Below are 14510 nucleotides of genomic sequence, written 5' to 3'. Positions count from 1 at the left end.
GGGACTTAAATCATGGCAAAAGCACTAGAAGGGGTCAAAATTCTCGACTTTACGCACGTTCAATCAGGTCCGACCTGCACTCAGTTGCTGGCTTGGTTTGGTGCAGATGTTATCAAAGTAGAAAAATCCGGTGAAGGCGATGCAACGCGTGGCCAATTGCGCGACATCCCCGATGCGGATAGTTTGTATTTCACGATGTTGAACCATAACAAGCGTTCCATTACCGTGAATACCAAAACCCAAAAGGGTAAAGAAATTCTAGAGCGCCTCATTAAAGAGTGCGACGTATTGGTTGAGAACTTCGCACCCGGCGCACTTGATCGCATGGGATTTTCTTGGGAGCGCATTCAAGAACTCAATCCAATGATGATCATGGCTTCTGTCAAAGGCTTTGGTCCTGGTCCATATGAAGATTGCAAGGTGTATGAGAACGTAGCGCAGTGCGCTGGTGGTTCTGCATCTACTACTGGTTTTGATGACGGCCCTCCAATGGTGACTGGTGCACAAATTGGTGACAGCGGAACCGGTTTGCATTTAGCACTTGGTATTGTTACAGCTCTATACCAACGTACGCACTCTGGCCGTGGTCAGAAAGTATTGGCAGCAATGCAAGATGCAGTGTTGAACCTGTGCCGCGTGAAGTTGCGCGATCAACAGCGTTTAGAGCGCGTTGGTCTGATGCAAGAGTACCCACAATTCCCGAACGGTGAGTTCGGTGACGCTGTACCCCGTGCTGGTAATGCTTCTGGCGGTGGTCAGCCTGGTTGGATTGTGAAGTGTAAGGGCTGGGAAACTGATCCAAATGCTTACATGTATGTGATCGTACAAGCGCCAGTTTGGGAGGCAATTTGCAAAGTAATCGGCCGTGAAGATTGGATTACCGATGTGCGTTTCGCATCGCCAATGGCACGCTTGCCACACCTTATGGAAATCTTCGGTGAGATCGAAAAGTGGACTATGACCATGACGAAGTTTGAAGTCATGGACGTATTGAATAAATATGACATTCCATGCGGTCCAATTCTGTCCATGAAAGAAATTGCTGAAGAGCCTGCATTGCGCGCGACTGGGACAGTTGTTGAGGTTGATCATCCAATTCGTGGCAAGTACCTTACTGTTGGTAACCCAATCAAGATGTCTGATAGCCCAACCGATGTGACTCGTTCACCTTTGCTTGGTGAGCATACTGATGAGATTCTTAGTGAGTTAGGTTACTCAACTGATGAATTGATCGCATTACGTCACGAGAAGGTGATCTAAGATGCGGGTTGCTTTAATTGGGAGTGCGGATTTTGGTAAGGCGGCGCTAGAAGCCTTTTTAGATCGCGGCGACGAAGTGGTTGCCGTTTTCTGCCCACCCGACAATCCTAAATCAAGCAAATCCGAAGTCTTGAAAGAGGCGTCGTTAGCAAGGGGTTTAACCCCCCTGCAGTTCACATCCTTAAAGGGTCCTGAAGCTGCTCAAGCCATGATTGATGCCAATGCAGACATCTGTGTAATGGCTTATGTGCTTCAGTTTGTACCGCAAGAGCTTTGTAAGATTCCGAAGCACGGCACCATTCAATATCATCCATCCTTGCTGCCTAAGTATCGCGGTCCGAGCGCTATCAATTGGGCAATCGCATTAGGTGAAGAGAGAACAGGTTTAACCATCTTCCGCCCATCCGATGGTTTGGATGAGGGCGAAGTGATTTTGCAAAAGGAAGTAGCCATTGGACCTAATGACACCTTAGGCAAGATCTACTTTGATCATTTATTCCCGATCGGTGTACAAGCCCTCCTAGAGACTGCTGATCTTGTAGTTGCAGGTAAGCATCAAGAGGTTGTTCAAGATGAATCACAAGCGAACTATGAAGGCTGGTTTGATGCCAACGCTGCGCAGATTCATTGGGCAACACATATCAGTCAAATCTATAACCTGATTCGTGCATGCAATCCTGCGCCTGGTGCATGGACTAAGTTTGGCGAACAAAAAGTACAGATCTACGATTGCCATAAGCACGTTGCTGCAACCTTTGGCACCGTCAAAGGCAAGCCTGGAGAAGTAACGCAGATTACGCTTGATTCATTCTTCGTCACCTGCCATGGCGGACAGATTGAAGTCCTTAAGGCTAAAGGCGCTGCGGGTAAAGTGACTGGTGCTGAGCTTGCTAAAGAGTTGAATCTAGAGGTAGGGCAGTTTTTCGCTCTTTAGATCGCTTGGCAAATAACCCAATTAGGTTATCAATCGTGATGCTCACCAGCTCTTGCCATAGAATCATCATTTACAAATAGCCATTCCACTGCTATCTTTTGATGGAATGCTTTTAAGTCAAATTGACTTGCATTAGCTTGTTTAATTTAGAAGACGCCACCTGATTTTTACTACAAGGATTTTGTCTATGAAACACCGATTTTTGCTATTACTTATTTGTGCCCTAAGTTTAGGAATGGTTGCCTGTTCTAAAGGAACCAATTCAAGCGAAATTAAGGTAGCCGTATCGCCTGCATCGCCGCCCATGCTGTTTGATCAGAATGGCCAGATTGTTGGCGTAGATATGGATATTTTCCAAGGCTATTGCAAGTCTCGTGGCTGTACTTTAAAGGTAACCCCTTATGATTGGCAGGGAATGCTTGGCGCCGTTTCAAGTGGTCAAGCTGATGTTGCCTTCTCTGGCATCTCAATTACGGATAAGCGCAAAGAGGCGATGGATTTTTCTCAGCCTTATTACGACAACTCTTGGCATCTAGTAAGCCTTAAAAGTAAAAACATCAAGATCACAGATTTAAATCAACTTAAGAAGTATTCGATTGGCTACCCACGTGGCATGGCCTACGATGACTTGATCAGAAATGAGCTGGAGCCTAAGGGCTACTACTCTATAAGCAAGGTAAAGCTTTATCCCTCATATGCTGAGGTGGTAACAGATCTGCAGAATGGCAATATTGATTTGGCATTTATTGAAGAGCCTGTGCTCTTGAATTATGAAAACAAGCTGAAGTTACCATTGGAAAGTGCTTATGTATTCAAGGGTTACGATAAGTTAGGATTTGCTTTTTCCAAGGGATCCAAGTTGCGTGATGACTTTGATAAGTACCTGACAGAACTAGGACCAGAAAAAATTCAAGCGATCTTAGATAAGTGGATGAAGTAATCCGTTAGCAAAAGGTTGTCATGAGTCTTTTAGATATTCTGCTGGAGCTCTGTAAGGGTGTTGTCTACACTGTTATCGTGACACTAGTTTGCAGTATGACCGGCCTTGTGGTTGGTCTACTGCTTTCTAGTCTGCATCGACTCTCCATCAGAAGCGTTTCATTTCTCATTGATATCTATACCTATATCTTTAGGGGTGTTCCAGTACTCGTTCTCCTATTCATGGTGTACTTTGGCCTTCCCGGAATTGGTATTAAACCTCCGCCTTTAATGGCCATGGCCCTTAGCCTAGGTTTAGTAGCTGGCGCTTATCTCACAGAGGTCTTTCGTGGAGCATTTAATTCTATTGATCCAGCCGAGATAGTTGCCGCACAGGCAATGGGCATGAGTCGCATCCAGGTGCTTCGTTATATTGAAATTCCACAGATGCTCCGCTTTTCCATTCCCGGCATGGTAAATGAATTTACCTCTGTCCTGAAATACTCTCCATTTGCCTATACCGTTGGTATTCCAGAGATCACCAAGGAAGCCATGACATTGACAGCCAATACCTTAAAGGGAATTGATGTTTATCTCATGGTTGGAGTCCTTTATTTTGTTATTTATCGGATCTTGTTATTGGGTGTTCAAGTCATTCAAAAGCATTATGAGATTCCAGAAATGAAAGAAGCTGCAGTATGACGGTAATCACCATCCGAGGCCTCACCAAGAAATTTGAGGGTCAGTTAGTTCTCTCCGGGATTAACCTGGACTTGCAGCAAGGTGAAGTGAAAGTCCTAATGGGCTCTTCTGGTAGCGGTAAATCTACTCTCTTGAGATGTTTGAATCGCTTAGTAGAGCCTACCTCCGGATCAATTCAGTTCAAGGGCAATGAGATCCTGGGACCCAATGTAGATGTAAGGCAATTGCGCAAACAAATTGGATTTGTGTTTCAGCAATTTGCTTTGTATAGCCATCTCACTGTCTTAGAAAACGTCACATTAGCATTACGTAAATTAGAGGGTATGGGGCTTAAAGAGGCCAATGAAAAGGCTTTACATGAGTTGTCTCGATTTGAGATGACATCCCATCAAAGCAAGTACCCATCTCAATTATCTGGCGGACAGAAGCAGCGCGTTGCTATTGCACGAGCTTTAGCAATGGACCCAGCCGTGTTGCTGCTTGATGAGCCAACCTCAGCACTGGATCCCATCATGTCTCGTGATGTGGGAGATCTCATAAATCGCCTGCACCACAATGGAATCACCATGATTTGTGTAACTCATGACTTGGGTTTAGCGAGCGCTATTTCAGATCGGGTGCTATTTTTGGATAAGGGCGTCATTCGTGCAGACGAGCGCATTGATGTTCTTGCCAACAATCACTCTGATCCAGAGCTGCAAGCTTTTTTTGGTAAGAGAGAGTAGTCATGGCGGGATCTTGGAGCGGTTTTGAGTGCGACCTTCTTGAGCAGATGCCGCTTATATTGGCTGGACTTTCCAATACTCTCCAATTAGCAGTTGTAATTACCATTACAGGATTTTTATTGGGTGTTGTTGTCTTTTATCTGACGCTCAGTAAGAACGCCTTCATACGCAATGCCGTCAATGGCTACATTTCCTTTTTTATTGGCATGCCTTTGATCGTGCTCTTGTTCTTAATGTATTACGGCCTTCCACAATGGGGGGTTAGACTCAATCCATTTACAGTGGCAGTGATCGGGTTTACCTTAAATGTGGCTGCTTACAATGCTGCATATCTAAAGACGGCGTTTAATGGCCTGGATAAGACCCAGTTGGAGGCTGCTAGAGCACAAGGCTTTAAGCCGTCACAGGTATTTCGTTTAATTACTCTGCCGCAAGTATTGCGTACTTCAGTGCCAGCACTAACCAACCAAGTAATAGGCAACCTTAAAGACAGCTCGATTACGTTTTTGATTCAGTACACCGAGTTCTTTGCCCGTATGCAAGAGCTGGCTTCTACTAATTTTCAGTTCTTTAAAGCCTACTTACTCACCGCTTTAGTATATTTACTCTTAGTTTCCGTCATTGTCTTAGTGGCTAGAAGAATTGAGCGACGGGTGCTAATACCGATTAATTGAACTCAGCTAAATATAGCTAAAGACAGCTAAATTAGTTTTCACCAGAACTTGGATTTGTATGGAAAGTAATCATAAATTACAGCGCGGCTTAGGTCAGCGACAAATCGAAATGATCGCCATCGGCGGCTGTATTGGCACCGGTTTATTCATGGGCTCTGGAAAGACCATATCGATTGCTGGCCCCAGCATCATTTTGATTTATGCCGTCATTGGCTGCATCTTATATTTTGTGATGCGAGCTATGGGAGAGCTGCTCCTATCTAACCTCAATTACAAATCCTTTGTTGATTTTTCAGAAGACTTACTGGGGCCGTCAGCAGGATTTTTTATGGGCTGGACGTATTGGTTTGCCTGGATCGTAGCTGCGATTGCTGAGATTATTGCGATTACTGGCTATATTGCTTTCTGGTGGCCCAACTTACCCCCTTGGATATCTGCTCTTTCCATTGTGCTTTTATTACTCACTCTAAATATTCTCAGTGTTAAAGCATTTGGGGAGCTAGAGTTTTGGTTGGCCATTATCAAAGTGGTCGCCATCATTAGTCTGATTGCTCTCGGGATTTACTTATGTATTACCGGCTTTGTTTCTCCGAGTGGGGTTACCGCCCACATTAGTAACCTATGGTCCTACGGAGGACTGTTTCCTAATGGGGTCTCGGGCTTGCTGGGAGGTCTTCAGACTGCCATCTTCGCATTTGCTGGCATGGAAATCATTGGCACCATGATGGCAGAAACAAAGGATCCAGAGCGGATGCTGCCCGATGCAATTCATAAAATACCTTTCCGCATCATGATTTTCTATATTGGCACGGTCATGGTTTTAATGATGGTGACTCCTTGGGTGGATATCTCTCCTAACGAAAGTCCTTTTGTCGGAATGTTTTCGCTGGTGGGTATGGTGAGTGCTGCATCCTTGATTAACGGCGTGGTGATTAGTTCGGCAACGTCTTCGAGCAATAGCGGCATATACGCTACATCACGCATGGTGTATGGCCTAGCAAAGAATCATCATGCACCATCCATCTTTGGAAAGTTGTCTTCTCATAAAATTCCAACTGGTGGCATCTTTTTTGGAACAGGTCTTGTATTGTCGGCATCTCTCATTCTGACAACCACACAGTCCATGATGAGCGCATTTGAATTGGTTGGCAGCGTAACAGCCATTCTCTTTATTTATATCTGGTCAATGATTTTACTTTCTTATCTTGCGTATCGAAAGCGTTTACCCCAGGTTCATGATGAGTCGAAGTTTAAGACTCCTCTGGGTAAAACGATGATTTATGTCGCATTTGTATTTTTTGCAATTGTCATCTACGCTCTAGGCCTAAATGAGAACACACGCATTGCGCTGTACTTCTTGCCATTATGGTTTGTGGTTCTTGGATTTTTCTACTGGTTTAAAACTCGTAGAAGTGTGAATCAGAATGCATTGATTGCAGCCTTTAAGAAAAAAGTCATCGAGCAAAATGCTGCTGCAAAAATATATAGGGCTCGATAGGAATATATGCAAACAGTGAATTCTCTAGTAGAAGATCTCAGTCTTCTCCCGCATCCTGAGGGTGGCTTTTATCGTGAAATGTATCGTTCGCCAACTATGGTTAGTGCTGAAGGCGCAGGACTAAAGAGTGCCTACACCAGTATTTATTATCTGCTATCAGGCGGCGACTTCTCATCATGGCATCGGATTAAATCAGATGAGACTTGGTACTTTCATAGTGGTTGCGATGTCAGTATCTATTTCTTTGATAAGAATAAAGAGCTGCAAACCATTCAATTGGGGCTGGATTCGAAATGCTTGCAAGCCACTATTTCAGCCAATACTTGGTTTGCTGCCAAACCCATGCATCAAAACTCGTTTTGCTTAGTGAGCTGTGCTGTAGCACCCGGTTTCGAGTTTGTAGATTTTGAAATTGGTCAGCGCGAGATCTTGTTAAGAGAGCTTGGCCACTCTGCAGATAACATCAAGGCTATTGAGACTCTTACGAGGGCTTGATCAATATTTTGACTGACCCCAGACTTAGATTTCGAGGTTATCAATCAGTCGAGTTTTACCCAGCTTAGCTGCTGTCAGAATGACGAGTGGCTCACCAGCTTGTAATTGCTCATTGCTTGCAGGGGCTAAATCACTTTGTTGACGAATAGCGATGTAGTCTGGTTGCCAACCGCGTTTAGCCAAACTGGCAGCTGCAGCTTTTTCGATCTCGGAAATAGATTGGCTGTTGCGATCCTTCAGTTGGATGACGCGTTCCCGAACTTCTTTGAGCGCCTTCATTAACTCTGGTGCTTCAGCACGTTCCTCAACCGAGAGATAGCCATTACGTGAAGAGAGGGCAAGCCCATCTTCTGCACGAATAGTTTCACCAGGAATGATGTCAACCGGTAAGGCAAACTGCTTAGCCATCTGGCGAATAATCATCAGCTGCTGATAATCTTTTTTACCAAACACGGCCACCTTAGGCTGTACACAAGAAAAGAGCTTCAATACAACTGTACAAACCCCTTTAAAGAAACCTGGACGGAACTCACCTTCGAGGATATCTCCCAACTGCTGCGGTGGATCAACTCGATATTCTTGTGGCTGTGGATAAAGATCGCGCTCAGTAGGTGCAAACAGGATGTATACACCTTCTTTTTCCAGCTTATCAATATCCGCCTGCATGGTGCGCGGGTAGCTATCAAAATCTTCGTTAGGACCAAACTGCAGGCGGTTCACAAAGATACTGGCCACAACTGGGTCACCATGCTGTCTTGCCAGGCGCATCAATGAGAGGTGACCTTCATGAAGGTTACCCATTGTTGGTACAAATGAAGCGCGGTTTTGACCTCTTAAATGGTCACGTAATTCTTGGATGTCGCTAATGATTTTCATGCAACGGGTGTGTAGGCAAGACGCACATAAATCGGCGCATAGGGCTCAGCTTGGGTAATTTCTACTAAAGCTTCGCGTGATAGCTCAAGCATCGCAATGAAGTTCACGATAACAACCGGTATGCCTTTGCCAGAATTAATGGCTTCTTCAAATAGCTCGCTGAACTCTACAAATTTAGTGCTTTGCAGGCGACGCAAGATGCGTGTCATGAAGTCACGTACTGATAATTCTTCACGGGTAATCGTGTGATGCTGAGTGAGTTTGGCACGGTGTAAAACATCACGCCAAGCCATTTGCAAGTCTTCTACATTGACATCTGGCCACGCAATTGCAACGGTGGTATCCACATAGCCGTGTGCTACCTGGAAATCACGCCCTTGCTGTGGAATCTGATCAAGCTCTTGCGCTGCTAGCTTCATACGCTCGTACTCTAAGAGACGACGTACTAATTCTGCGCGTGGATCTTCTACTTCTTCTTCGCTATCTGCCTTCTTCATTGGCAGGAGCATGCGGGATTTAATTTCAATCAACATGGCAGCCATGAGTAGATACTCAGCAGCCAGTTCAAGATTGTGATGACGGATTTGATCGACATAGCTCAGGTACTGTTGAGTAACCTGTGCCATTGGAATATCGAGAACGTTGAAGTTCTGTTTGCGAATCAAGTACAGCAATAGATCTAATGGACCTTCAAATGCTTCTAGAAAAACTTCCAGTGCATCTGGTGGAATGTAAAGATCAGTAGGGAGCTTAAAAAGTGGTTCGCCATACAGTTTAGCGAAAGCAGCCGACATTCCATCAGTAACCGATGGAGTGCTATCGAGTAAATCCGATATTGGCTGAGCGCTAGGCTCATTGCCTTGATTAGTCATTCGAGTACACGTAGGCGCGTTGCTTGAGTTTTGCAGCTTTGGCGCGGCGCTGGTCTTCAACGCTCAATGGCTCTTTGTCCCAAAGGAGGGCGCGACCAGCCTGCTGTTCAGCTTCGAGCTGTGGATGCTCGGTTTTGAGCTCAGTTAAGAACTGGGTAATTTCAGATTGATATCTTGCCATGGCATTTCCTAAAATACTCAATAAATTCAATAACTTATGAAATTAATTCGAAAAGTTATCTAGGGACTACAACCGCCATTATAGGTGCTTTTTAGGGCTATTTTTACAAGTTTGCAGCCAGCAAAGCCTCAATTTGAGGGGCTTCCACCCGGGTCATGAGGTGTTTATAGGGCTTAATAGGGTTCTTGCTGGAGAGCGGGGTATTAATGTCTGACCATGAAAGGGGTGGCAAGGAGAAGAATTCTTCAACTCCAGCTGCTACATGAGGAATCACTGGCTTCAGATAAAGACTCATCATCCGGAATGCCTCTAACGTAATACTGCAAACCCGCTGTAAATCTGCTTCACGTTCTGGATCTTTAGCGATTTCCCATGGCTTGTTCTCATCTACAAAGCCGTTTACCTTGTCAGCTAACTCCATCACGGTACGCAGTGCTTTTGCATATTCGCGTCCCTCATAGAGTTCAGCTATTTTTTCGCTAGCAGCGGCAATCTCTTTGAGTAGTGGATTACTCATCGCTTCATCAGAAACTACGCCACCAAATCGCTTCACTAAGAAGCCTGCGCTACGACTAGCAATATTGATGTACTTGCCGAGTAGGTCACTATTCACGCGCGCAACAAAGTCTTGAAGATTTAAATCTAAATCTTCCATGCTGTCATTAAGCTTAGTCGCAAAGTAATAGCGGAACCACTCAGGATTAAAGCCGCACTCAATCACGCTGTTTGCAGAAATTAAAGTGCCGCGTGACTTACTCATCTTCTCGCCATCTACGGTTAAGAAGCCATGAGCAAATACGTTGGTTGGTGTGCGATAGCCGGCAAACTTCAAAGTAGCAGGCCAGAATAAAGTGTGGAAATACAGAATATCTTTGCCGATGAAGTGGTATTGCTCGGTAGTGGTATCTGGCTTGACCCACTCATCAAAATTAAGGCCTTTAGCTTGGCAGTAATTGAGGAAGCTGGCATAGTATCCGATCGGGGCATCAAGCCACACATAGAAGTACTTGCCTGGTGCGTCAGGGATCTCGAACCCGAAATATGGGGCATCGCGGGAGATGTCCCAATCGCCCAGCTTGCTTTCGCCAGGCTGGCCAACCCATTCTTTCATCTTATTGCGAGCTTCAGGCTGCAATGGAGTTTTGACTTGAGTCCAGTCGCGTAAAAACTCTTCACAACGCGGATCAGACAACTTAAAGAAATAGTGATCCGAAATCTTTTTAATAGGTGTTGCACCGCTCACTACTGAGAAAGGATTTTTTAAATCCGTTGGCGCATAAGTGGCACCACACTTTTCACAGTTATCGCCATACTGATCTTTAGCGCCGCACTTAGGGCACTCACCTTTGATGAAGCGATCCGGTAAGAACATTTCTTTAACAGGATCGTAAGCTTGCTCAATTGCACGTTTTTCTATCAAGCCAGCATCACGCAGCTTGAGATAAATACTTTGCGCTAACTTCTCATTCTCGGGACTATCTGTGGTGTAGTAGTTGTCAAACGAAATGAGGAAGTTATCAAAGTCGCGTTTATGTTCTTTCCAAACATTCGCAATGAGTTCTTTAGGGGTGATGCCTTCTTTTTCAGCGCGCAACATGATGGGGGTGCCATGCGTGTCATCGGCGCCAACATAGTGAACCTCATGACCACGCATTCTCTGAAAGCGAACCCAAATATCAGTCTGAACGTATTCCACCAAATGGCCGATATGGATCTGACCATTGGCATACGGTAAGGCGGAGGTGACAAGAAGGCGGCGTTGAGAACTGCTCATGTAGTGCGGACTTAAATAAGAATGTAAGAAGGTTAAATAGGGTGCAGCGCTCAATTATGCTGGCTAATGCAGTGATTTTAGTCTGCGGTTAAAGTAAAGCCCCGCGGAGTGTTCTTAAACCCCGATAAAATTGAGTTCAGCCCGACCTTAGAGAGTATTTTATGGCAGTAAAACCAACCATTCAGATGTCTTCTGCCTCAGTGCCCTTGGTGCATGAGGTCGAGGTCATGGATGAGCTAGGCCGCCTTAAAACTACCCATATTCCGGGGGAGCGCCCTTTAACCATTTATTTAGATAAGCGTGAAGTCGTAACACTCATGACCTTGGGGAGCGCCCCAGAAGCGTTGGTCTTGGGCTATTTGCGTAATCAGCGTCTTGTGGAGTCTCCGGACGATATCGAGAGTATCCAAATGGACTGGGAGACCGATTCAGCTGCTGTTAAGACGCGCCGTAGTACGGTGGATATTGATGCTCTAACCAGCAAACGGGTAGTAACCACTGGTTGCGGTCAGGGAACCATGTTTGGTGGCTTGATTGAGGAGATGGATGCAATTCAGCTTCCCGAGGGGCCGCTACTCTCTCAAGAGGCAATAGTTGCCTTGATTGACTCCATTCGGATGCATGACACGATTTATAAGAAGTCTGGTTCGGTCCATGCCTGTGCGGTCTTTGAGCGAGATGGTCAGGATGGGGTGCGACTGCTGCACTTTATTGAAGATGTTGGTCGTCATAATGCGGTCGATTCCATTTCTGGCTTGATGTGGCTAGTGAATAAACCGGGCAAGGATTTGATTTTCTTTACTACTGGGCGCCTGACCTCAGAGATGGTGATCAAGGGGGCTCAGATGGGCATCCCTTTCCTTCTGACCCGCTCTGGCGTGACCTTGATGGGTCTGGAGCTGGCGCGCAAGACTAACCTCACCATCCTCTCCCGTTGCTCCGGCAAACACTTTGAGATCTATAACGCCCCGGAGAGGGTCGTTTTTAGCCAAAAACCCCAATAAATTCGTCGGCAGGTAAGGGCGAAGGTTTTACAATTCGGTCATGACTATTAAATCAGACCACTGGATCCGCCGCATGGGCGAGCAAGGCATGATCAGCCCATTCGAACCTGGGCAAGTTCGCCAAGATGCCGCCGGCAACAAAATTGTAAGTTATGGCACTTCAAGCTATGGCTATGACATTCGTTGCGCAGACGAATTCAAAATCTTTACAAATATCAATAGCACCATCGTTGATCCGAAGAATTTCGATGAGCAATCATTCGTCGACTTCAAGGGTGATGTTTGCATCATTCCACCAAACTCTTTTGCATTGGCAAGAACAGTAGAGTACTTCAAGATTCCACGTAGCGTATTAACTGTCTGCGTTGGTAAGAGTACGTATGCTCGCTGCGGCATTATTGTGAACGTCACGCCATTTGAGCCTGAGTGGGAAGGTTATGTCACTCTTGAGTTTTCAAACACAACACCATTGCCTGCAAAGATTTATGCGGGTGAAGGTTGTGCGCAAGTACTCTTCTTTGAGAGTGATGAAGTGTGTGGAACATCATATAAAGATCGCGGTGGTAAGTATCAAGGTCAGCGGGGCGTAACCCTGCCTAAGACCTAAGCCATAACGGCAGTGCGTAAATTTCTATTTAATCGCCGTCCATCGCGGATTAATCTAGAAGAATATCGCGCCACACTCTCGCGCTCAGAAATGGCGCGTCCAGAGAATAATTTCTACCATTGGCTGCTAGGTACCACCTGGACTAGCTTTATGTTGCTAGTCGTTTTTGTATATCTCGGTACAAATCTTATATTTGCTTTTGCTTATATCGCATGTGGAGACGGGGCCATTACCAATGCCCGACCAGGCTCTTTGTTGGATGTCTTTTTCTTTAGTGTGCAAACGATGGCAACCATTGGATATGGCCGAATGACTCCGGTTGGTAGTTGGCCAAATGCGATTGTGACGTTTGAGGCGTTCTTTGGAATTGTTTACTCCGCATTAACTACGGGTCTGGCCTTTGCGCGCTTTACTAGGCCTACCGCAGGCATACGTTTTTCTAAAGTAGCTGTAGTGGGCAACCATGACGGCATCAAAACATTGAAGTTCCGAGTAGCCAATGATCGCAGCTCCCATATTGTGGAGGCGCAGTTACGCTTATGGCTCATTGCAGAAAGCATGACAAGCGAGGGTGAGCGCTATCGTCGATCTGTTGAATTGCAGCTGCATCGCTCCGAGAGCCCAGTCTTTTCCTTGACCTGGACGGCGATGCATAGCGTGGATGAGGCAAGTCCACTAAAAGATTTCTTGGGTAAAGCAGAATTGAATGGTCATTGGCATCTTTTAATTACCTTTACGGGGTATCACGAGAGCCTGGCCAATCAAGTCTATGCTCGCCATGTTTACTTACCAAGAGATGTGCAGCAAAATGCGACTTTTGTCGATATAGTCACGGTTTCGCCAGATGGCGGCCGGATAATAGATTTGGCCAACTTTGAGAAGTGGGTTCCGAATGTCTCGGATAAATTAGCAGGGGAGTTTTTATGAAATTTCGTTTTCCAATCATCATTATTGATGAAGACTTCCGCTCCGAAAATATTTCGGGTTCGGGAATTCGTGACCTCGCCGAGGCGATTGAGAATGAAGGCATGGAGGTTATTGGCTTAACGAGCTATGGTGACCTGACTTCGTTTGCTCAGCAAGCTTCTCGTGCATCGTCATTCATCGTCTCGATTGATGATGAGGAGTTTGACTCTGACTCAGAAGATAATGATCTTCCAGCCTTAAATAACTTGCGTGCTTTTATTACTGAAGTGCGTAAACGTAATGAAGATATCCCTATCTTCTTGTATGGCGAGACACGTACCTCACGTCATATGCCCAATGACATCTTGCGCGAGTTGCACGGTTTCATTCATATGAATGAAGACACTCCAGAATTCGTGGCACGTCATATTATTCGTGAAGCCAAGGTGTATTTGGATTCTCTGGCTCCTCCATTTTTCCGTGCGTTAACTAACTATGCCTCTGAAGGGTCTTATTCTTGGCATTGCCCAGGTCACTCTGGTGGTGTTGCTTTCTTAAAGAGCCCGGTAGGACGAATGTTCCATCAGTTCTTTGGTGAGAATATGTTGCGCGCTGACGTCTGTAACGCCGTGGAAGAGCTGGGTCAACTTCTGGACCATACGGGCCCAGTGCTGCAGAGCGAGCGCAATGCGGCACGCATCTTCAATGCCGATCATTTGTTCTTCGTTACCAATGGCACATCGACATCAAACAAGATTGTTTGGCACTCTACGGTTGCTCCTGGCGACGTGGTCCTAGTTGACCGTAATTGTCATAAGTCTGTGATTCATTCCATCACCATGATGGGCGCGATTCCTATCTTCTTGATGCCTACTCGTAATCACTTGGGCATTATTGGCCCAATCCCGAAAGAAGAGTTTGAGTGGAAAAACATCAAGAAGAAAATTGATGCAAATCCGTTCATCAAGGACAAGAATGTCGTGCCACGTGTTATGACGCTCACACAAAGTACTTATGACGGCATTGTTTATAACGTTGAGATGATTAAGGAGATGCTGGACGGCAAGGTAGACTCCTTGCATTT

The 14510-nt window shown here is 45.6% G+C and carries 16 protein-coding genes; 12 read left to right on the top strand and 4 right to left on the bottom strand.

Annotation, left to right across the window (positions count from 1 at the left end; translation table 11 throughout):
• Positions 1–12 precede the first annotated feature (12 nt).
• The 8 genes from frc to ICN40_RS10920 all read left to right on the top strand — a co-directional run bounded on the left by frc (position 13) and on the right by ICN40_RS10920 (position 7206).
• Positions 13–1260, top strand: coding sequence for a formyl-CoA transferase (gene frc, locus ICN40_RS10955; RefSeq protein ID WP_072583787.1), 1248 nt, complete (start codon positions 13–15; stop codon positions 1258–1260).
• Between the two features lies 1 nt (position 1261).
• Entirely contained in the window at positions 1262–2194 is a 933-nt protein-coding gene (locus ICN40_RS10950) for a methionyl-tRNA formyltransferase (protein WP_216243948.1), read from the top strand.
• A 187-nt stretch (positions 2195–2381) separates the two neighbouring features.
• Positions 2382–3134 carry a transporter substrate-binding domain-containing protein gene (locus tag ICN40_RS10945; RefSeq protein ID WP_216243946.1) on the top strand — a complete coding sequence of 251 codons (753 nt, stop codon included), beginning with the start codon at positions 2382–2384 and terminating at the stop codon, positions 3132–3134.
• 20 nt (positions 3135–3154) lie between these two features.
• Positions 3155–3814, top strand: a complete 660-nt coding sequence (locus ICN40_RS10940) for an amino acid ABC transporter permease (RefSeq protein ID WP_216243945.1) — start codon at positions 3155–3157, stop codon at positions 3812–3814.
• On the top strand, positions 3811–4539 hold the full coding sequence (locus ICN40_RS10935; protein ID WP_216243942.1) for an amino acid ABC transporter ATP-binding protein: 729 nt from the start codon (positions 3811–3813) through the stop codon (positions 4537–4539). The genes ICN40_RS10940 and ICN40_RS10935 overlap by 4 nt, the downstream gene beginning before the upstream one ends.
• Positions 4540–4541: 2 nt before the next feature.
• Positions 4542–5213: an amino acid ABC transporter permease gene (locus tag ICN40_RS10930; RefSeq protein WP_216243941.1), complete on the top strand. Its 672-nt coding sequence runs from the start codon at positions 4542–4544 to the stop codon at positions 5211–5213.
• Between the two features lie 58 nt (positions 5214–5271).
• Positions 5272–6711, top strand: a complete 1440-nt coding sequence (locus ICN40_RS10925; protein WP_216243939.1) for an amino acid permease — start codon at positions 5272–5274, stop codon at positions 6709–6711.
• Between the two features lie 6 nt (positions 6712–6717).
• The gene (locus tag ICN40_RS10920; protein WP_072583780.1) at positions 6718–7206 is read left to right on the top strand and encodes a cupin domain-containing protein; all 489 of its coding nucleotides are present in this window, start codon (positions 6718–6720) and stop codon (positions 7204–7206) included.
• Between the two features lie 24 nt (positions 7207–7230).
• Here the strand turns inward: ICN40_RS10920 and panC are convergent, their stop codons facing one another.
• From panC to metG, 4 genes are all read right to left on the bottom strand, one after another.
• Positions 7231–8082, bottom strand: a complete 852-nt coding sequence (gene panC / locus ICN40_RS10915) for a pantoate--beta-alanine ligase (RefSeq protein ID WP_216243937.1) — start codon at positions 8080–8082, stop codon at positions 7231–7233.
• The gene (locus ICN40_RS10910; protein WP_216243935.1) at positions 8079–8954 is read right to left on the bottom strand and encodes a ScpA family protein; all 876 of its coding nucleotides are present in this window, start codon (positions 8952–8954) and stop codon (positions 8079–8081) included. The genes panC and ICN40_RS10910 overlap by 4 nt, the downstream gene beginning before the upstream one ends.
• Positions 8947–9135 carry a DUF3460 family protein gene (locus ICN40_RS10905; RefSeq protein ID WP_072583777.1) on the bottom strand — a complete coding sequence of 63 codons (189 nt, stop codon included), beginning with the start codon at positions 9133–9135 and terminating at the stop codon, positions 8947–8949. The genes ICN40_RS10910 and ICN40_RS10905 overlap by 8 nt, the downstream gene beginning before the upstream one ends.
• A 103-nt stretch (positions 9136–9238) precedes the next feature.
• Positions 9239–10909, bottom strand: a complete 1671-nt coding sequence (metG, locus tag ICN40_RS10900; RefSeq protein ID WP_216243933.1) for a methionine--tRNA ligase — start codon at positions 10907–10909, stop codon at positions 9239–9241.
• 161 nt (positions 10910–11070) lie between these two features.
• Between metG and ICN40_RS10895 the strand changes: the two genes are divergently transcribed.
• The 4 genes from ICN40_RS10895 to ICN40_RS11785 all read left to right on the top strand — a co-directional run.
• Positions 11071–11913, top strand: coding sequence for a formate dehydrogenase accessory sulfurtransferase FdhD (locus ICN40_RS10895; protein WP_216243932.1), 843 nt, complete (start codon positions 11071–11073; stop codon positions 11911–11913).
• A 40-nt stretch (positions 11914–11953) separates the two neighbouring features.
• Positions 11954–12520: a dCTP deaminase gene (gene dcd, locus ICN40_RS10890; RefSeq protein ID WP_071464932.1), complete on the top strand. Its 567-nt coding sequence runs from the start codon at positions 11954–11956 to the stop codon at positions 12518–12520.
• A 12-nt stretch (positions 12521–12532) separates the two neighbouring features.
• Positions 12533–13447: an ion channel gene (locus tag ICN40_RS10885; RefSeq protein ID WP_072583774.1), complete on the top strand. Its 915-nt coding sequence runs from the start codon at positions 12533–12535 to the stop codon at positions 13445–13447.
• Positions 13444–14510: Orn/Lys/Arg decarboxylase N-terminal domain-containing protein (locus ICN40_RS11785; RefSeq protein WP_304609053.1), on the top strand; the 1067-nt coding region annotated here is incomplete at its 3' end. The genes ICN40_RS10885 and ICN40_RS11785, both read left to right, overlap by 4 nt.

The organism is Polynucleobacter sp. Fuers-14, from assembly GCF_018882045.1.
Lineage (GTDB): Bacteria > Pseudomonadota > Gammaproteobacteria > Burkholderiales > Burkholderiaceae > Polynucleobacter.
This window is presented reverse-complemented; position numbering and strand designations above follow the sequence as displayed.